This window comes from Sphingomonas sp. OTU376 (assembly GCF_038440415.1).
Classification (GTDB): domain Bacteria; phylum Pseudomonadota; class Alphaproteobacteria; order Sphingomonadales; family Sphingomonadaceae; genus Sphingomonas; species Sphingomonas kyeonggiensis_A.
Genome location: NZ_JASATQ010000053.1, coordinates 18,439 through 36,409 on the forward strand (window position 1 = coordinate 18,439; position 17,971 = coordinate 36,409).

General features: G+C 67.4%; 17 protein-coding genes. 6 read left to right on the forward strand and 11 right to left on the reverse strand.

The genetic code is table 11. The features are described from left to right. Nucleotides 1-4 precede the first annotated feature (4 nt). Nucleotides 5-400 (forward strand): YybH family protein, encoded by a 396-nt coding sequence (locus tag AAHM44_RS18675; RefSeq protein WP_342250920.1) that lies wholly within the window; start codon nt 5-7, stop codon nt 398-400. On the opposite strand, the gene AAHM44_RS18680 is transcribed toward AAHM44_RS18675, so the two are convergent. After that, nucleotides 397-1,323, reverse strand: coding sequence for an LOG family protein (locus tag AAHM44_RS18680; RefSeq protein ID WP_342250921.1), 927 nt, complete (start codon nt 1,321-1,323; stop codon nt 397-399). The two genes, AAHM44_RS18675 and AAHM44_RS18680, sit on opposite strands and share 4 nt — an antisense overlap. Before the next feature lie 36 nt (nt 1,324-1,359). Beyond that, nucleotides 1,360-2,046, reverse strand: coding sequence for an extensin family protein (locus AAHM44_RS18685; protein ID WP_269573588.1), 687 nt, complete (start codon nt 2,044-2,046; stop codon nt 1,360-1,362). Between the two features lie 158 nt (nt 2,047-2,204). Between AAHM44_RS18685 and AAHM44_RS18690 the strand changes: the two genes are divergently transcribed. The 3 genes from AAHM44_RS18690 to AAHM44_RS18700 all read left to right on the forward strand — a co-directional run bounded on the left by AAHM44_RS18690 (nt 2,205) and on the right by AAHM44_RS18700 (nt 6,227). Then, nucleotides 2,205-3,365: a phosphoserine transaminase gene (locus AAHM44_RS18690; protein ID WP_342250922.1), complete on the forward strand. Its 1,161-nt coding sequence runs from the start codon at nt 2,205-2,207 to the stop codon at nt 3,363-3,365. Between the two features lie 124 nt (nt 3,366-3,489). Further along, nucleotides 3,490-5,067, forward strand: a complete 1,578-nt coding sequence (gene serA / locus AAHM44_RS18695; protein ID WP_269573590.1) for a phosphoglycerate dehydrogenase — start codon at nt 3,490-3,492, stop codon at nt 5,065-5,067. Nucleotides 5,068-5,126: 59 nt separating this feature from the next. Continuing rightward, nucleotides 5,127-6,227 carry an ATP phosphoribosyltransferase regulatory subunit gene (locus tag AAHM44_RS18700; RefSeq protein WP_342250923.1) on the forward strand — a complete coding sequence of 367 codons (1,101 nt, stop codon included), beginning with the start codon at nt 5,127-5,129 and terminating at the stop codon, nt 6,225-6,227. A 262-nt stretch (nt 6,228-6,489) separates the two neighbouring features. Here AAHM44_RS18700 and AAHM44_RS18705 read toward each other — a convergent pair whose 3' ends face one another. The 3 genes from AAHM44_RS18705 to AAHM44_RS18715 are packed head-to-tail and all read right to left on the reverse strand — an operon-like array spanning nt 6,490 to nt 11,492. Further along, entirely contained in the window at nt 6,490-7,938 is a 1,449-nt protein-coding gene (locus AAHM44_RS18705) for a mannitol dehydrogenase family protein (protein WP_342250924.1), read from the reverse strand. A 59-nt stretch (nt 7,939-7,997) separates the two neighbouring features. After that, a complete protein-coding gene (locus AAHM44_RS18710) occupies nt 7,998-9,023 on the reverse strand; it encodes a retroviral-like aspartic protease family protein (protein ID WP_269573593.1) in 1,026 nt (341 codons plus the stop codon). Nucleotides 9,024-9,074: 51 nt separating this feature from the next. Beyond that, nucleotides 9,075-11,492, reverse strand: a complete 2,418-nt coding sequence (locus AAHM44_RS18715) for a ligase-associated DNA damage response DEXH box helicase (protein ID WP_342250925.1) — start codon at nt 11,490-11,492, stop codon at nt 9,075-9,077. 18 nt (nt 11,493-11,510) lie between these two features. Between AAHM44_RS18715 and AAHM44_RS18720 the strand changes: the two genes are divergently transcribed. Together AAHM44_RS18720 and AAHM44_RS18725 are read left to right on the forward strand one after the other, a co-directional pair. Beyond that, the gene (locus AAHM44_RS18720; protein ID WP_342250926.1) at nt 11,511-12,509 is read left to right on the forward strand and encodes a ligase-associated DNA damage response exonuclease; all 999 of its coding nucleotides are present in this window, start codon (nt 11,511-11,513) and stop codon (nt 12,507-12,509) included. Nucleotides 12,510-12,565: 56 nt separating this feature from the next. Next, the gene (locus AAHM44_RS18725; RefSeq protein ID WP_184162401.1) at nt 12,566-13,015 is read left to right on the forward strand and encodes a hypothetical protein; all 450 of its coding nucleotides are present in this window, start codon (nt 12,566-12,568) and stop codon (nt 13,013-13,015) included. Here the strand turns inward: AAHM44_RS18725 and AAHM44_RS18730 are convergent, their stop codons facing one another. From AAHM44_RS18730 to lptC, 6 genes are all read right to left on the reverse strand, one after another. Next, nucleotides 13,016-13,426, reverse strand: a complete 411-nt coding sequence (locus AAHM44_RS18730; RefSeq protein WP_342250927.1) for a hypothetical protein — start codon at nt 13,424-13,426, stop codon at nt 13,016-13,018. It lies immediately after the preceding gene. A 27-nt stretch (nt 13,427-13,453) separates the two neighbouring features. Then, the gene (locus tag AAHM44_RS18735) at nt 13,454-14,272 is read right to left on the reverse strand and encodes an endonuclease/exonuclease/phosphatase family protein (protein WP_342250928.1); all 819 of its coding nucleotides are present in this window, start codon (nt 14,270-14,272) and stop codon (nt 13,454-13,456) included. A 17-nt stretch (nt 14,273-14,289) separates the two neighbouring features. Beyond that, entirely contained in the window at nt 14,290-15,819 is a 1,530-nt protein-coding gene (gene rpoN, locus AAHM44_RS18740; RefSeq protein ID WP_342250929.1) for an RNA polymerase factor sigma-54, read from the reverse strand. A gap of 6 nt (nt 15,820-15,825) precedes the next feature. Then, nucleotides 15,826-16,602, reverse strand: a complete 777-nt coding sequence (lptB, locus tag AAHM44_RS18745) for an LPS export ABC transporter ATP-binding protein (RefSeq protein WP_269573598.1) — start codon at nt 16,600-16,602, stop codon at nt 15,826-15,828. Nucleotides 16,603-16,724: 122 nt separating this feature from the next. Further along, complete coding sequence (locus tag AAHM44_RS18750) at nt 16,725-17,324, reverse strand: LptA/OstA family protein (RefSeq protein ID WP_269573599.1); 600 nt, start codon at nt 17,322-17,324, stop codon at nt 16,725-16,727. Nucleotides 17,325-17,327: 3 nt separating this feature from the next. Continuing rightward, nucleotides 17,328-17,971 (reverse strand): LPS export ABC transporter periplasmic protein LptC (gene lptC / locus AAHM44_RS18755; protein WP_342250930.1); only part of this gene is annotated, 644 nt, incomplete at its 5' end.

Consider the following 17,971-nt stretch of genomic DNA (forward strand, 5'->3'; position numbering starts at 1 on the left):
GGGCATGGCCCAGCACCTGACCCCCGAACTCGACATCCGCATCCGCCGCGCGGCGTTCAACCGCGCGCTGGCCGAGGCGGATCTTGCCGCGATCGGTCCGCTGCTCGCGAACGATGTCGTGCTGGTCGCGGGGACGGACAGCGCGCTGATTACCGGCCGCAAGGCGCAGTTGCACGCCTGGAAGCGCGAATTCGCGATGCAGGACCGCAGCATCTACACGCGCATGCCCGATGCGATCACGGTGTCGCCGGTCGCACCGATCGCCTTCGAGCATGGCCATTGGGAAGGCGTCGCCGCGCAGGGCGGGGCGATGCAGGCGTCGGGCACCTACACCGCCAAGTGGCGCAAGCTCGGCGACGACTGGGTGATCGAGGCCGAGCTTTACCTCACGCTTGCCTAGCCCTGCTTGAGCACCGTCTCGGGCTTGTCCATGCCCGGGCGCGGCCGTGCGATCACCGTGTGATCCTTGTCCTTCCAGAAGTCCTGGACGATCTGCCAGCCCTCTTCGGCGGTCTCGCAGAAGTGGAACAGGTTGAGGTCCTTGGGCGAGATCACGCCCTCCTCGCACAGCGCCTCGAAATTGACGACGCGGGTCCAGAAGTCCTTGCCGTAGAAGATCACCGGGATCGGCTCGATCTTGCCGGTCTGGATCAGGGTCAGCAGCTCGAACGATTCGTCGAACGTGCCGAAGCCGCCCGGGAACACCGCCACCGCGCGCGCATGCAGCAGGAAGTGCATCTTGCGCAGCGCGAAATAGTGGAACTGCATCGACAGGCCCGGGGTCACATACGGGTTCGGCGCCTGTTCGTGCGGCAGCAGGATGTTGAGCCCGATCGTGTCGGCGCCGACATCGCGCGCGCCGCGATTCGCCGCTTCCATGATCGACGGGCCGCCGCCCGAGGTCACGACGAAGTGGCGGTTGCCGGCTTCGTCGAGCGGGAAGTTGGAGGCGAGCTGCGCCAGCTCGCGGGCCACGTCATAATATTTCGACTTCTCGACCAGCCGCTCGGCGATCTTCTTCTGCTGCGGGGTCTCGGCCAGCTCGAGCAGCGCGCCGGCCTTGTCCGGCTCGGGGATGCGCGCCGAGCCATAGATGACGAAGGTCGACTTGATGTGCGCCTCGTCGAGCAGCAGCTGCGGCTTGAGCAGCTCGAGCTGGAAACGGATCGGCCGCAAATCATCGCGCAACAGGAAGTCCATGTCCTGGAAGGCGAGGCGGTAGGCGGGATGCTCGGTCTGGGGCGTGCCGCTGGCGGTGTTGGCGTTCTGCACTTCCTGCTGGGCAGGGCGGAAAACGCGGCTCGGGACTCTCGTATCGTTCATTTCGACCGGCTTAAGCCGATCCGAGGCGCCCTGCAATCAGCGGCAAAACGGACCCCTTCCCATGTCGAGGTGCAGGTGGTTGTAGTGCGCCGCGTTATAGTCCGGGCTCAGCACCGTGCCGAAGCGCTTGCAGGCCGATCCGTGGATCGTCTCCAGGAACGCGCGAACCTGGCCATCGCCCGTCCGCCAGTCGCGTTCGATCGTGACCCTGCGGCCATCCGCGAGCACGAAGCCCGAGACATCCACCGCATTGGCCAGCCCATGCTCGGACATGCGCGCCGCCGATGCCGCGCCGTTGCCGATGACCCCGCGGCACGAATAGGTGCCATAGGTCTCGATCCTGACCAGGTCGCTGCCCAGCATCTGCCGCGCGGCGGGCGCAACGGCAAAGCGCACCCAGGCGGTGAAGCTGCGGGCGAGGCCGCATTTCATCGACTTCAATCCGGTCACCGGCACGCCGATGTCGAGCAGCTGCACGGCGCCGGTCACCACGCAACCGCTGCCGAAATCACGGTCGGGCAGGCCGCTGTAGCGCACCCCTTCGCGTGACAGGTCGGCGAAGCATTGCTGCGTCTCGCGCGGTGTCGGGCCATTGAGCGTGATCGGGCCACCCGGCCGCTCGCGAATCGGTCCCGATGCCGGTCGCGGGGCGGGGCGCTCGTCGCCGCCGCCGAAGATGCAGCCAGCGAGGAACAGGGGCAGGAACAGGCTGAATACGCGCATGGCCTCACCCTAGCAGCATAGCCGTACGACATGGTTAACGTCAGAAATGTGCGCGGATCGGGGCTTGCGCGCAATTGACTTTCACGGGGCCGCCGCTAGGGCCGTCGGCGGGCCACGCGGTCCCAACGCCGCGCGCGCTCTCTGTAAGGAGAGACTACATGACTGATTCGACTGCCGCCGACGCCACTATTGCGCCTGTCGCAAAGCCCGCCACGAAGCCGGCGCGTCCCTATTTCTCTTCCGGCCCCTGCGCCAAGCCGCCCGGCTGGTCGCCCGAGAAGCTCGCCACCGAGTCGCTCGGCCGCTCGCACCGCTCGAAGATCGGCAAGACCCGCCTCCAATATTGCATCGACCTGATGCGCGAGATGCTGCGCCTGCCCGATACGCACCGTATCGGCATCGTGCCCGGCTCGGACACCGGCGCCTTCGAGATGGCGATGTGGACGATGCTCGGCGCCCGCGGCGTCACCACGCTCGCCTGGGAAAGCTTCGGTGAAGGTTGGGTCACCGATGCGGTCAAGCAGCTGAAGCTTGAGCCTAACGTCGTGCGCGCCGATTACGGCCAGCTCCCCGATCTCGATGCGCTCGACTGGTCGACCGACGTGCTGTTCACCTGGAACGGCACCACCTCGGGCGTGCGCGTGCCGGACGGCGAGTGGATCCCCGCCGATCGTGAGGGCCTGAGCTTCGCCGACGCCACGTCGGCGGTGTTCGCCTACGACCTGCCCTGGGACAAGATCGATGTCGCCACCTTCTCCTGGCAGAAGGTGCTGGGCGGCGAGGGCGGCCACGGCGTGCTGATCCTCGGCCCGCGCGCGGTCGAGCGCCTGACCGAATATACCCCGTCCTGGCCGTTGCCGAAGGTGTTCCGCCTCGTCTCCAAGGGTGCGCTCGCCGAGGGCGTGTTCAAGGGCGAGACGATCAACACCCCCTCGATGCTCGCCGTCGAGGACGCGATCTTCGCGCTCGAATGGGCCAAGGGCCTGGGCGGCCTCGACGGGCTGATGGTCCGCTCGAACGCCAATGCCGATGCGCTCAACAAGATCGTCGCGGCGCGGCCGTGGCTCGGTCATCTCGCCGAGCTGCACGGCATCCGCTCGAAGACCAGCGTGTGTCTCACGGTCGAGGGTGCGGACGAAGCCTTCATCAAGAAGTTCGCCGGCCTGCTCGAGAAAGAAGGCGCGGCCTATGACGTCGCCGGCTATCGCGACGCTCCGGCGGGCCTCCGCATCTGGTGCGGCGCCACGGTCGACACCGCCGATATCGAGGCGCTCGGCCCCTGGCTCGACTGGGCCTACGCCGAAGCCAAGGCTGCTTAATTAGAACGTCATTCCCGCGAAGGCGGGAATCCATTCACGCAGGTCGTCGAAAGAGCCGCAGCATCAGCGACAATGGATCCCCGCCTTCGCGGGGATGACGACCGAAGCATCAGGAACATATCCCATGCCCAAGGTACTGATTTCCGACAAAATGGATCCCAAGGCCGCGCAGATCTTCCGCGAGCGCGGCGTCGAGGTCGACGAGATCACCGGCAAGACCCCGGAAGAGCTCAAGGCGATCATCAACAACTATGACGGCCTCGCCATCCGCAGCTCGACCAAGGTGACCCAGGAGATCCTCGACGCGGCGCCGAACCTCAAGGTCGTCGGCCGCGCCGGCATCGGTGTCGACAATGTCGACATCCCCGCCGCCTCGGCGCGCGGCGTCGTCGTGATGAACACCCCGTTCGGCAACTCGATCACCACCGCCGAGCACGCTATCGCGCTGATGTTCGCGCTCGCCCGGCAGTTGCCGGAAGCGGACGCCTCGACCCAGGCCGGCAAGTGGGAGAAGAACCGCTTCATGGGCGTCGAGCTCACCGGCAAGACGCTCGGCCTGATCGGCGCCGGCAATATCGGCTCGATCGTCGCCGATCGCGCGCTCGGCCTGCGCATGAAGGTCGTCGCCTTCGATCCGTTCCTCACCCCGGAGCGCGCGATCGAGATGGGCGTGGAAAAGGTGTCGCTCGACGACCTGCTGCTGCGTGCCGACTTCATCACGCTGCACACCCCGCTTACCGACCAGACCCGCAACATCCTCTCGGCCGAGAACCTCGCCAAGACGCGTCGCGGCGTGCGCATCATCAACTGCGCGCGCGGTGGCCTGATCGATGAGGCTGCGCTCAAGCAGGGCCTCGAATCGGGCCATATCGCCGGCGCCGCGCTCGACGTGTTCGCAGTGGAGCCCGCCAAGGAGCATCCGCTGTTCGGCACGCCCAACTTTGTGTCGACCCCGCATCTCGGCGCCTCGACCACCGAGGCGCAGGTCAATGTGGCGATCCAGGTCGCCGAGCAGATGGCCGATTTCCTGGTCTCGGGCGGCGTCACCAACGCGCTCAACATGCCGAGCCTCTCGGCCGAGGAAGCGCCGCGGCTCAAGCCGTACATGGCGCTTGCCGAGAAGCTGGGTTCGCTGGTCGGCCAGCTCTCGCATGGCGAGCTCAAGAACATCGCGATCGAGAGCGAAGGCGCCGCAGCCGAGCTCAACCAGAAGCCGATCGTCGGCGCGGTGCTCGCCGGGCTGATGCGCGTCCATTCGGACACGGTGAACATGGTCAACGCGCCGTTCCTCGCCAAGGAGCGCGGCCTCGACGTGCGCGAAGTGCGCCATGACCGCGAAGGTGATTACCACACCATGGTCCGCGTCACCGTCGGCACCGCGCAGGGCGATCGTTCGGTGGCCGGCACGCTGTTCGGCAATTCCGCACCGCGCCTGGTCGAGCTGTTCGGCATCAAGGTCGAAGCCGACCTCGCCGGCAACATGCTCTACATCGTCAACGAGGACGCGCCGGGCTTCATCGGCCGCCTCGGCACCACGCTGGGCGAGGCGGGCGTCAATATCGGCACCTTCCACCTTGGCCGCCGCGAAGCGGGTGGCGAAGCCATCCTGCTGCTCTCGGTCGACGAGAAGGTCAGCGAGGAGCTCCTTGCCAAGGTCCGCGCGCTCCCGGGCGTGAAGACTGCGATGGCACTGGCGTTCTGATGCACGATATCCGCCGTCCCGGGTTTCGCCGGGGCGGCGGAATGTTCTAGGGGAGCCGAATGAGCGGTTTACTTCCCGAAGGCTTCCACGATCGTCTCCCGCCTGCGGCCGATGCGGCATCGCGGCTGGAGTCCCGCGTGCTCGGTGTCGCGCGCGGCTATGGCTATGAGCAGGTCGATCCCCCGCTCGCCGAATTCGCCGACGAGCTGAGCGCGCGTCTCAAGGCCGCCAGCGGCCTGCGGGACGCGGTGCGGTTCGTCGATCCGGTGTCGCAGCGCACGCTGGCGATCCGTCCCGATCTCACGGCCCAGATCGGCCGCATCGCCGCGACGCGCATGGCGCACCATCCGCGTCCGGTGCGCCTCTCCTATGCCGGGCCGGTGATGAAGCTTTCCGCTTCGGAGCTCGATCCGCTGCGCGCCACCCGCCAGATCGGCGCCGAGCTGATCGGCCTCGATACCGTTGCCGCCGCCACCGAGATCGTACGCGTCGCAATCGAGGCGCTGCAGGCCGCCGGTGTCCAGGGCATCGCGCTCGACTTCACCTTGCCGGACCTGGTCGATTGCCTCGCCAGCGACAGCCTGACGCCGGCCCAGCTCGCCACCCTGCGCGAGCGGCTCGATGCCAAGGACGCCGCCGGCGTCGCCGCGATCGATCCGCGCTACCTTCCGCTGATCGAGGCGGCCGGGCCCTTCGATGCCGCGATCGAGCGCCTCCGCGCGATCGACGCCGGCAAGGCGCTCGCGACGCGCCTCGACGGTCTTGCCGAGATTGCCGCGAGCATCCGGGGCCAGGCCGCGCTCACCCTCGATCCCACCGAGCGCCATGGCTTCGAATATCAGAGCTGGCTCGGCTTCTCGCTGTTCGCGCACGGCGCCCGCGCCGAGATCGGCCGCGGCGGCACCTATACGATCCTCCACGGCAACGGCCGCGAGGAGACGGCGGTCGGCTTCTCGCTGTTTGCCGATCCGATCCTCGACGCCGCGATCAGCGCGGACGAGCGCCGCCGGCTGTTCCTGCCCTTCGGCACCCCGCCCGGCATCGGCGCGGGCCTTCGCGCCGAGGGCTGGGTCACCGTCGCCGCGCTGGAGGAAGACGACACGCCCGAGGCGCAGCTCTGCACCCATGTGCTGCGCGACGGGGCGCCGCAGGCGATCTGATCCTTGCCCCTTGCTGATCCCCGGCCTTCGCCGGGGAGCCGGCCTCTCAACCTTGCAATGTAGGATTTCGCCTGCTTGCCTGATGCCGCCGGGTACCCTCGCCGCTCTTGCCGATCGTAGGGGAAATAGGATCACGCTCGCGCAAGATCATTGCGGGATGCGCCGCGTTTACGGGAACTTATGCCAACTTTAGGCGCCGGAAAACCCGCGCTTGGCCTGTACTTTGTGTACTTTCGCGAGTCGCTGTCGAGCCTCTGCAGGATCAACGCGCCAGCAGCGCCGTCGCCCGGCCTTCCAGGAATGCCGGAACCACATCGGTCACCGCGTCGCGGAAGCGCGGATCTTCGGCGAGCTGGGCCGGGAACACCTGGCGCAGCGCCAGCACCGCGCTGGCGGGATCGGCGCTGGCCGCGGCCTGGGCCAGTGTTGCGGCCAGCGGGTCGGTGATCTTCTCGCCGAGCGTCGCCTTGCGGTGGAGGAAGGCGATCCATGCCGCCACCGGCACCGCCAGCCGCTCTACGCTCTCGCCTGCGGCCAGCCGATCGCGAACGGTGTCGAGCAGGCGATAGGGCAGCTTCTGCGAGCCGTCCCAGGCGATCTGGCTGAGCAGGTGGCGGATTGCCGGGTTGCGGAAGCGGTCCTGCACCGCGCCCGCATAGCTCTGCACGTCCAGGCCCTCGACCGGCTTGAGCGAGCCGGCGATGTCCTCATGCATCAGCCGGCCGACAAAGGCGCCGAGGGCGGGATCGCTGACCGCCTCGAACACCGTCTCATGGCCGAGCGCCAGGCCGATATAGGCCAGGCTCGAATGCGCGCCGTTGAGGATGCGCAGCTTGGCCTGTTCATAGCCCTGCACGTCGTTGGTCAGGGTGGCGCCGGCCGCGCCGAGGTCCGGCCCGCCGGCAAGATCGAAGCGCTGCAGCACCCACTGGGTGAAGCGCTCGCGCTGCACGGCGGCTGCATCGGTCACACCCAGTTCTTCGGCGATCTTGGCCAGGAAGGCCGGGTCGCTTGCCGGGGTAATCGAATCGACCATCGAATCGGGGAAGGCGACTTCATGCGCGATCCAGTCGGCGAGACCCCCATGACCTGCTTTGGCGTCCCATTCGCCGGCGAGCGCGACGCAGGCGGCGCGGAGCTTGCCGCCATTGCCGGTCATGTTGTCGCAGCAGAGCATCGCGAAGGGCGGCGCGCCCGCCGCGCGGCGATCGGCGAGGCCCGAGACGATCCAGCCGATCACGCTCGCCGGCTCGTCGGGGCGGGTGCGGTCATGGACGATGTCGGGATGGTTGAAGTCGAGCGAACCGTCGGCGCCCAGGCAATAGCCCTTCTCGGTCACGGTGCTGGTCGCAATCTTGACCGAAGGATCGGCGAGCAGTGTGCGCAGCTTCGCGCCTTCGCCGGGGCCGATCGCGTCCGAATGTGCGGCGATGATGCGGGTGCTCGGCTCGCGGTCGATCACCGCAAGCGTATAAAGCCCGCCTTGCGCCTTGAGCGCATCGACCGTGCCCGCGCTGCGCAGCGAAACCGCCGCAATGCCCCACCGCGGATCGCTGTCCAGCACCCGGTCGAACACATCGGCCTGGTGTGCGCGATGGAAGGCGCCGGGGCCGAAATGGACTACGCCGGTGCGGAGGGATTCGATATCGTGTCCCGGCCGGATGACGGATGCGGGAAGCGATGCGAGCGCGGCGCGCGAAAGGCTGGTCATGATCCCGGTGTCAACGCGCCCGGGCGGCCAAAGTCAATGCCAGTAGCCCTTTGCGCCGCTCAATAGGTATGGATCGTCCCCATGCCGCGCACCCCCGGCAGCATCGATCCGGTCCCCGCCTGTTTCGGCTTGTTGTCCCTGGGCATCAGGAAGCGGACCTGGCGATTGGGGAAATCGATCTCGACCCGGCGGAAACTGCGCAGCGCATCCATGCCGAGCAGCAATGCCGGTCGCTTGACCAGGCCGAAACGCTCGAAGGGCGTGACGTCGGCAAAGGCGACCGGCATCGAGCCGAAGCGCACCTGGCCGACCGTGACATTGGGCACCTGGGTATAGTCCGCCGTGGTCTGGTCGCCGGTCACGCTGGTCAGCAGGATCCTCTGCGACCGCGGCGTGTCGCGACCCACCCGCTTGCGCAGCGCGCTGTTGCCCATCGTCACCTGGCTGCCGGTATCGAGCACCACCTGGATGCGGGTATTGTCGTAATAGGCGTCGGTAACGATCAGCTGGCCGAACACGCTCTTGGCCGTCACCACGATCTCGTCGCGGTCGCGCTTGGAAAAGGCGTTGCGCTTCGTGCTGGGGCGCACGGCCATCACGCCCTTCTCGAAGTCGATCGTGACCTGGTGGTTGCGCAGCGTGTCGATGCCGAGCAGGCCGAGCGCGCCAAGGTTGCGCGCCTCCAGGGCGGGAGCGATGATGGTATGCTGCTCGCCGATCGACTTGATGCTTAGCCCGGGGACCAGCACGGTGTTGACCGTGTCGCGGCCGGTCATCGAGGTGATCACCACCGGAGAGGAAGCGCCGAGTTTCAGCGAGCCGGCCAGCTCGCGCGACACGACCGTGCGCTCGGCACCGGTGTCGATGATGAAATTGTAGGGGCCGCTCGTCCCGACGGCCACCGGAACGGTCAGTCGCGCGTCGAGCTCGCCCAGCGCCAGCAGCGTCGCCTCGACATCCTCCGGGCTGGGCATGGTCAGCTCGGGATCCTGGGGCGGCGGGGTGCGCTCGCTCGGATTCTGGAGGTCATGGGCTCCGGCGGTTGCGGCCAGCGGGAGCAGGAGAAGTGCTGCGAGCCTGTTCATGTCTGTGAAGGTACACCCATCCATGCTGCGCAGCAATTGTCTGAATTGTGTCTAATCGAGCCGCATCGCCTCCGCCGCGATGTCCTCGGCTTCCATCAGCAGCGCGTCCTCGGTCATGCCCTGCGCGACATTCTCGCGGCCGATCATGATGAGGACGGGCACCGCCATCGGCGACACGCGCGGCAGATCGACATGCAGCATCGTGTCGGCGGCGGTATCGAGCAGATGGCCTAGCCGACCGACATCGGTCATCCGCGCCCGCGCATCGGCCCAGGCGGCGCGCAGCAGCAGGTGATCGGGCTCGTACTTGCGCAGCACGTCATAGATCAGGTCGGTCGAGAAGGTGACCTGGCGCCCGGTCTTCTTCTTCCCAGGATGCTGGCGCTCGACCAGCCCGCCGATGATTGCCACTTCGCGGAAGGCGCGCTTGAGCAGAGCCGAGCCCTGCACCCATTCGACGAACTCATGCTCGAGGATGTCGGGCGAGAACAAAGCGGCCGGGTCCTCGATCTTCTCCAGCCCGTAGACGGCAAGCGCATAGTCATTGGCGACGAAGCCGAGCGGCTTGAGCCCCAGCGCCTCCATCCGCCGCGTCACCAGCATGCCGAGCGACTGGTGCGCGTTCCAGCCCTCGAAGCTGTAGACGACCATGTGGTGCTTGCCTTCGTGCGGGAAGGTCTCGACGAGCAGCTGGCCGGGCGCGGGGATCGCCGAACGACGTTCCTGCACCTCGAGCCATTCGCGGACATCATCGGGAAAGCGCCGCCATTGGCTGCGGTCGTGCAGGAAATGGCGAACCCGTTCGGACAGGGTGGCGGTGATCGCGAGGCGCGCGCCCATGTACGAGACATAGCGCGCCGGCTTGGCGGTAGCGCGGACGATCAGGTCGGTCAGCTCGACGCGCTCGACCTCCACCGCCATCCCGGCGAATACGAAGGCATCGCCGGGCGAAAGCTGGGTGCCGAACGCTTCCTCGACCTTGCCGAGCCGCCGGCCATTCTTGAAGCGCACCTCCATCATCGGCGATTCGACGATGATGCCGGCGTTCAAGCGATGCTGCGCAACAAAGGCCGGGGTGGTCACGCGCCACAGCCCGTCCCTGCCCTTGGTCAGCCGCTTGAACTTGTCATAGGCGCGCAGCGCATAGCCGCCATCGGCGATGAAGCTCAGCACCTGATCGAACGTCTCGTCGGGGAGTGCCGAATAGGGCAATGCTGCGCGGATTTCGTGCAGCAACTGGTCACGGTCGAAAGGCGACGCGCAGGCGCAGGCCATGACATGCTGTGCCAGCACGTCGAGCGCGCCGGGACGGAAGACATCGGGATCGAGCTCGCCCTGCTCGACGGCGTCGAGCGCGGCGCGGGCCTCGAGATATTCGAAGCGGTTGCCGGGAACGAGCACGGCTTCCGAGGGCTCGTCGAGCCTATGGTTGGCGCGGCCGATGCGCTGGAGCAGGCGCGACGAACCCTTGGGCGCGCCCATCTGGATCACGCAATCGACATCGCCCCAGTCGACGCCGAGATCGAGGCTGGCGGTGGCGACCAGCGCGCGCAGCTGCCCGTCGGCCATCGCCTGCTCGGCACGCTGGCGGGCCTCGAGGCTCAGGCTGCCATGATGCACGCCGATCGGCAGCTTGAGCTCGTTGACCTTCCACAGCTGCTGGAAGACCAGTTCGGCCAGACCGCGGGTGTTGCAGAAGACGATGGTCGTCTGGTGCGTCTCGATCTCGGCCATCACCTGCGGGATCGCATAGACGCCCGAATGGCCGGCCCAGGGGACCCGGTCCTCGGGCAGCAGGATCGCGATATTGGGCTCGGCGCCCTTCTCGCCCTGCACCAGGGTAACCGTATCGATATCGCCATGCGGGGCCAGCCAGGCCCGATAGCCGTCGGGATCGGCCACCGTCGCCGACAGGGCGACGCGGCGCATTTCCGGCGCAAGCCGCTGGAGACGGGCGAGCGCCAATGCCAGCAGGTCGCCGCGCTTGCCGGTGGCGAAGGCGTGGACCTCGTCGATCACCACCGTTCGCAGCCCCTCGAACATCGTCAGGCTGTCCTCATAGGAGAGCAACAGGCTGAGCGATTCGGGGGTGGTCAGCAGGATCTGCGGCGGCCGCGCGCGCTGGCGGACCTTCTTCTCCCAAGGCGTGTCGCCGGTGCGCGTCTCGACGCGGATGGGCGAGCCCATCTCCTCGATCGGCGTGAGCAGGTTGCGCTGCACGTCGACGGCCAGCGCCTTGAGCGGCGAGATATAGAGTGTGTGCAGCCCGTCGGCGGGTGCTTCGATCAGCTCGGCCAGGGTCGGCAGGAAGCCCGCCAGCGTCTTGCCCGCGCCGGTCGGCGCCACCAGCAGCGCATGCTCGCCACGCCGGCCCGCTTCCAGCATCTCAAGCTGGTGGCGGCGCGGCGCCCAGCCACGGGCCGCGAACCAGTTCGACAATGTTGGGGGGAGCTGGGAACCGGCGGCCATCCCGACCATATAGGCATGATGGCGAAGCTCGGCGACTGGATCGATCCTAGACCCATCGGCATCTATCTGCCGGCGGCCGATATCTGGATCGATCCGTCGCAGCCGGTCCGCCGCGCGCTGGTCACCCACGGCCATGCCGATCACGCGCGGGGCGGCCATGAGGCGGTGTGGGCCACGCCCCAGACGCTGGCGATCATGGAAGCGCGCTACGGGCCGCAGAGCGGCAATCCCGTTGCCTATGGCGAGCGGATCAGCATGCACGGCATCGATATCCGTCTCGTTCCTGCCGGCCATGTCCTCGGCTCGGCGCAGATCGTGCTCGAGCATCGCGGCGAACGGATCGTCGTCTCGGGCGATTACAAGCGCCGCCCGGATCCCACTTGCGCGCCGTTTGAGCCGGTGCCCTGCGACGTGTTCATTACCGAGGCGACGTTCGGGCTCCCTGTGTTCCGCCATCCCGAGACGCATGACGAGCTCGACAAGCTGCTTGCCGCGCTCCGCGCCAATCCGGAGCGCTGCGTGCTGGTGGGCGCCTATGCGCTGGGCAAGGCGCAGCGGGTGATCTCCGAGCTGCGGGTGATGGGGTTCGACGATCCGATCTACCTGCACGGCGCGCTGCAGCGGCTGTGCGACCTCTATGTCGAGCAGGGCGTCGATCTGGGCGAGTTGCGCCCCGCCACCGGCGTGGCCAAGGCCGAGCTGCAGGGGCGGGTCATCCTTGCCCCGCCCGGCGCGCTCAATGATCGCTGGTCACGCCGGCTGCCCGATCCGATCACCGCGATGGCATCGGGCTGGATGCGCGTCCGCCAGCGTGCCCGGCAGCGCAATGTCGAGCTGCCGTTGATCCTGTCCGATCATGCCGATTGGGACGAGCTGACCCGCACGATCCGCGAGCTGGAGCCCCGCGAAGTCTGGGTGACGCATGGGCGGGAGGATGCGCTAGTCCATTGGTGCCGGCTCCACCAGGTCAAGGCCCGGGCGCTCGACCTGGCCGGATTCGAGGATGAGGACGACTGATTGCCCACTGCTCCTGTTACCGATACCATTCCCGGCAAAAGACAGGAGAGGGACAGATGAAAGCAGTGAAGCTGGCGGCGATTGCCGCGGGACTGACGCTGGGTGCCGGCGCGGCGCAGGCGCAGCAGGGATCGACCGGGCCGGGCATGCCGGTGCTGGTTGGATCGGTGGACGCGCCGGAGCTCAAGGGACCGGACGACAGCGCGGCGCGGATCGACAAGGCGGTGCGCGATTCGCGCCTCGACGCCGAGAAGCCGAAGACGGCGCGGGCGGTGCCCGCCAAGCCCGGGGACGTCACCGCCGGCAGCGAAGTGCGCGATTCGAAGGGCGTGGTGCTCGGCAAGGTCGAGTCGGTCAGCATGGCCGCCGCGGTGATCGTCGCGGAGGCGGGCAAGGTCGAGGTGCCACTCGAGGCGTTCGGCAAGAACAACAAGGGATTGCTGCTCGCGCTGACCAAGAAGGATTTCGATGCGATGGTCGCGGGGGCCAACAAGCCGGCGAACTGATCAGGCGGCGGCGCGATCCGTGCCGGCGAACAGCCAGGCTTCGGCCGTCGCCACATCCTCGAAGCAGCGGGCATAGCGCTGGTCGAGGGCGCGATTCAGCTGGGTGCGGGCCAGTGTCTTGCCCATCACGAAAGCCAGCCGCCGCGAGCGATAGGCGGGGTCGGCCAGCATGGTGCGGAACGTCTCGACGCTTTCCTGCGCCTGGATCTTCATCTCGCGCAGGTCATTGAGCGTGAGATGCTGGTTGGGCCCACAGGTCAACCGGCCATGCGCGGTGGCACGCTCTGCGAGAAAGGCGTCGATGTCCTCAGTCGTGAAGAAGCCGCGCATCCGGATGCGGACGAGATCGCGCTCGGGCTCGACGTCGATGGTGAAATCCGCGGACATGGCACCTGCGATAGCGTTATCCACCTACCAAAATCCTAAGGCGCACCTTCCCTAGCGCCGGGCCGGCTTCGACCATCCGAGCGTCGCGACCACCGGATAGTGATCCGAGGGATAGAGCGGGCCGTTGTGGGTATCTATCGTGCGATAGCCGCGCACGGTGAAGCCGCGGGTGAAGATCCAGTCGATCCGGCGATCGGGCACGCCCTTGAAGGCGTGGAAGGTTGCTTCCGGGCCGACCGGCCTGGCGACGGCGCCGCGGGCATCGGCCAGCGTCTCGCCGAGCAGCGCGTGCGCGGTCGATTCGGGGACGGTGTTGAAGTCGCCGGTGAGCACCACCGCCACGCCCTTGGGCAGGGCGGCGATCCGTGCCTGAAGCAGCCGCGCGCATTTCTCGCGGGCCGCCTCGTCCTCGGCGCGATAGGGGAAATGGGTGTTTAGCAGGTAGAATCGCTTGCCGGCCCGGGTCTCGAACAGGCCCCAGGTGACCATGCGCGGATAGAGATTGCCCCAGCTGATGCTGGCCGGCACCTCGGGCGTGTCCGACAGCCAGAAATCGCCATGCTCGATCAGCTTGAGCCGGTCGCGGCGATAGAAGACGCCCATATGCTCGTCGGCATGGCCGCCGCGGCGATCGATCCCGAACCAGCTATAGCCGGGCAGGCGCTCGACCAGATAATCGCCCTGGAGCTTGAACAGCTCCTGCGTGCCGATCACGTCGGGCGCTGCCGCGGCGATCGTCCCGACGAACAGGTCGCGGCGCTTTTCCCAGATGTTCGCGCCGTCCGAAGGGGCGGGGAGGCGGACGTTGAAGCTCATCACGACGAGCCTGTCCTGCGCCTGTACCGCCATCGGCATGAGCAACGCGAGCACCAACCACAGGAATCGAATCAACCCACGCCCTCCAATGCCTTTTGCCGGCGGCGCTGCACCGAGCTGCCGATCCCCATCGCCTCGCGATATTTCGCGACCGTGCGCCGGGCAATGTCGAAGCCCTTGGCGTTGAGCAACTCGACCAGCGTGTCGTCGGACAGGATCTTCTTGGGATCCTCCGCCTGGATCAGCGTGCGAATCGCGTTCTTCACCGCTTCGGCCGACACCGCGTCGCCGCCCTCGGACGACTGGATCGCCGAGGTGAAGAAGTATTTGAGCTCGAACAGCCCGCGCGCGCAGCTGAGATATTTGTTCGAGGTGACGCGGCTGACCGTCGATTCGTGCATCTCGATCGCCTCGGCGACCTGGCGCAGCGTCATCGGCTTGAGATGCGCGACGCCCTTGAGGAAAAAGGCTTCCTGCTGCTTCACGATCTCGGATGCAACCTTGATGATCGTGCGCTGGCGCTGGTCGAGCGCCTTCACCAGCCAGTTGGCGCTGGCCAGCATGTCGGACAGCCAGGCCTTGCTCGCCTTGTCCTGCGGGCCGGCGGAGACTTCGGTGTAATAGGCGCGGTTGACCAGCAGGCGGGGCAGGGTCGCGGCGTTGATCTCGACCGCCCAGCCCATGCCGCGGCGCGCGACGAAGATGTCAGGGGTAACCGCGAGCGTGGGTTCGCCGCCATAGCGGCAGCCGGGCTTGGGGTCATAGTTGCGCAGCTCGCGGATCATGTCCGCCAGGTCCTCGTCATCGACGTCGCAGATGCGCTTGAGGCGGGGCAGGTCGCCGCGCGCGACGAGATCGAGATTGTCGATCAGCCGTGCCATGCAGGGGTCGTAGCGATCGGCTTCCTTCGCCTGTAGCGCCAGACACTCGGCGAGGTTGCGCGCGCCAACGCCGGTGGGGTCGAAGGTCTGGATCGTCGCCAGCACGCCCTCGACCCGAGCAAGCGGCACGTTCAGCCGGTTGGCGATGTCGAGCAAGGGCGCGGTGAGATAGCCCGCCTCGTCGATCTGGTCGATCAGGTGCGCGGCGATGAACAGGTCGCGGCCGTCCACACTGGCGCCCGCCTGCGCCATCAGGTGATCGGCGAGGCTGAGGTCGGTGCTGCCGAGATTGTCGAAGTCCGGCCCGTCCTCGGGCGCGCCGCCGCCGCTCGCGCCGGTGAGACCCAGGCTGCCGTCCATCCCCGCGCCGCCCAGCGTGTCGCTGCCGCTGTCGTGGTGGAAGGTTTCGGCGGCGAAATCCACGTCGAGCGCGGCCTCGCCCGCCGCCTCGCCGCCGCCGGCGATCAGCTCGCTGGCATCGGCCGGGCCGTCGCGTTCCTGGAAATCGCCATCGGGCTCGGGCGCATCGGCCGGTTCATTGTCACGCTCGTCATTGCCGGTACCGCTGCTTTCGAGCAGCGGGTTCTTCTCCAGCTCCTCGGCGATGAACGTCTCGATTTCGAGGTTGGACAGTGCCAGCAGCTTGATCGCCTGCTGGAGCTGCGGCGTCATCACCAGCGATTGCGACTGGCGCAGATCGAGGCGAGGCGCGAGACTCATCGGCGATTAGAGCTCGAAGCTCTCGCCAAGATAGAGGCGGCGGACATTCTCGTCGCGGACGAGATCGCCCGGGGAGCCGGCGAACAGCACCCGGCCATCATAGATGATGTAGCCGCGATCGACGATGTCGAGCGTCTCGCGGACATTGTGATCGGTGATCAGCACGCCGATGCCGCGCTGCTTGAGCTGGATGATCAGGTCGCGAATGTCCGAGATCGAAAGCGGATCGATGCCGGCGAACGGCTCGTCGAGCAGGATGATCGTCGGATCGGCGGCCAGCGCCCGGGCGATCTCGGCGCGGCGGCGCTCGCCGCCCGACAGCGCCATCGCCGGCGCGGCGCGCAGCCGGGTAAGACCGAATTCGTCGAGAAGCTCGTCCAGCCTGCGCTTGCGCGCCGCCTTGTCGGGCTCGGCCAGCTCGAGCACCGCGGAGATGTTGCCCTCGACGCTGAGCCCGCGGAAGATCGAGGTTTCCTGCGGCAGATAGCCCAGGCCGAGGATCGCGCGGCGATACATCGGCAGGCGGGTGATGTCCTCGCCATCGAGCATGATGCGGCCGCTGTCGGGCTTCACCAGGCCCATCACCGAATAGAAGCAGGTGGTCTTGCCGGCGCCATTGGGGCCGAGCAGGCCTACGACCTCGCCGCGGCCTACCGAGACCGACACGTCCGTCAGCACCACGCGCTTGTCGTACGACTTGGCGATCGAGACGACCGCAAGCCCCTTGTCGGGCAGCGGCGCCGGATCGGCGACGGGCGTTTCGAGGGTGGCGACGTCGGTCATACGTGGTTCCTGTATGGACGGTGCGCGTTACCGACGGGTTTCCCGCAGCCGTTTGGCAGGATTCCTGCATGAAGACGGCGGGGAAGGGAAGCCCCGAGCGGCGTGCCGTGGAAAAAGGGCGATTACTGTTTCGGAGCCGGGGTGGCGGAAGGTGCGGGGGCGGTGGTGGCGCTGCCGGCGCGCTTGGGCACCGAGAAGCGGCCGGTCACGCGGCCGCCGCGGCTCTGCACGCCCGGCGTGCCGGATGCGCCGCTCGATCCGCCGACGCCCGATCCGTCGATCGTCGCCCGGCCGGTGTCGAGGTTGATGACCAAGCGACCGCCCGAGACGTTGTTCGGCCCCTGCTTGAGCGTAACGCCGCCGACCATGGTGATGATCCGCTTGTTGACGTCATAGACGGCATATTGGCCGGTCGCGCTCTGGTCGGGCCGGGTGATGGTGACACCACCCGAGGCGTCGAGCCGCGACACTTCGGGCGAGCCATCGGTGATCTGGCCGGTATAGGCGAGGGTGACCCGCGCGCCGGTGAGCGTCATCTCCGCCTGCTTGATGCGCACGCCGCCCGACAGGATGACCCGGTTGGCCTTGTCCTGCAGCTCGATATGCTGGGCGTCGAAATCGATCGGCGCGTTGCTGTCGTGCCGCTGCTGCGCAGCCGCGGGCGACGCGGCAAGCAATGCCAGCGTGAAGCCGATCGGAAGCAGGGCAGTCGCACGGATCATGTTCTAGTGCCTATTCGCGCGCTTGGGGGTAATCCGCAAGCGTGCATTGCCATCTAGGGAGATGGTGCGGTTTTCCAAGTCGGCAGTCAGCTTGTTGGCGCTGAACACGCCGGTCGGCGTCTTGCCGGTTACTGCGCCGCCGCTTTCCATCTTGCGGGTCTTCAGGTCGACGGTGGCGTTGGTGGTGTCGAGGACATAGCCGTCGGTCGTCTGGAACTTGATCGGCCCGTCGGACGACACCTGTTCCTTGTCGAGATCGTAGTGGCCGCGATCCGCCTTGAGGGTCGCCGGCCCCTCGGGCAGGTTGATCTCCGCGTTCAGGTCGCGCAGCTGCACGATCGGCTCGGCTGAACTCTTCTGGATTGCCGAGCCCGCATTGAGCCGGAACGCCTGGCCCTTCGAATCCTCACCGCGATACACGGCCGATTCGAGGCGGAGCCGCTCGGTGGCCATGTCGACCTTGTTCTTGTCGAGCACGAAGCTCACATCGCCCTTGGTGAGCAGCGGCGCGAGGATCAGGAAGGCCGACAGCACGCCGATGCCGACGGGCAGGAAGATCAGCGACAGGCGCACGACGCGGTCGTGGGCGCGGGCGGGGTGCGCCCCCCCCCGCGTGGGGGATTTGAGCCCGGCGGCGGCCGCGGGCA

Excerpts from the sequence above, each read along its gene's own strand:
- AAHM44_RS18675 (WP_342250920.1), top strand. The coding sequence starts at position 5 with ATGGCCCAGCACCTGACCCCCGAACTCGACATCCGCATCCGCCGCGCG.
- AAHM44_RS18680 (WP_342250921.1), bottom strand. The coding sequence starts at position 1,323 with ATGAACGATACGAGAGTCCCGAGCCGCGTTTTCCGCCCTGCCCAGCAG.
- AAHM44_RS18685 (WP_269573588.1), bottom strand. The coding sequence starts at position 2,046 with ATGCGCGTATTCAGCCTGTTCCTGCCCCTGTTCCTCGCTGGCTGCATC.
- AAHM44_RS18690 (WP_342250922.1), top strand. The coding sequence starts at position 2,205 with ATGACTGATTCGACTGCCGCCGACGCCACTATTGCGCCTGTCGCAAAG.
- serA (WP_269573590.1), top strand. The coding sequence starts at position 3,490 with ATGCCCAAGGTACTGATTTCCGACAAAATGGATCCCAAGGCCGCGCAG.
- AAHM44_RS18700 (WP_342250923.1), top strand. The coding sequence starts at position 5,127 with ATGAGCGGTTTACTTCCCGAAGGCTTCCACGATCGTCTCCCGCCTGCG.
- AAHM44_RS18705 (WP_342250924.1), bottom strand. The coding sequence starts at position 7,938 with ATGACCAGCCTTTCGCGCGCCGCGCTCGCATCGCTTCCCGCATCCGTC.
- AAHM44_RS18710 (WP_269573593.1), bottom strand. The coding sequence starts at position 9,023 with ATGAACAGGCTCGCAGCACTTCTCCTGCTCCCGCTGGCCGCAACCGCC.
- AAHM44_RS18715 (WP_342250925.1), bottom strand. The coding sequence starts at position 11,492 with ATGGCCGCCGGTTCCCAGCTCCCCCCAACATTGTCGAACTGGTTCGCG.
- AAHM44_RS18720 (WP_342250926.1), top strand. The coding sequence starts at position 11,511 with ATGGCGAAGCTCGGCGACTGGATCGATCCTAGACCCATCGGCATCTAT.
- AAHM44_RS18725 (WP_184162401.1), top strand. The coding sequence starts at position 12,566 with ATGAAAGCAGTGAAGCTGGCGGCGATTGCCGCGGGACTGACGCTGGGT.
- rpoN (WP_342250929.1), bottom strand. The coding sequence starts at position 15,819 with ATGAGTCTCGCGCCTCGCCTCGATCTGCGCCAGTCGCAATCGCTGGTG.
- lptB (WP_269573598.1), bottom strand. The coding sequence starts at position 16,602 with ATGACCGACGTCGCCACCCTCGAAACGCCCGTCGCCGATCCGGCGCCG.
- AAHM44_RS18750 (WP_269573599.1), bottom strand. The coding sequence starts at position 17,324 with ATGATCCGTGCGACTGCCCTGCTTCCGATCGGCTTCACGCTGGCATTG.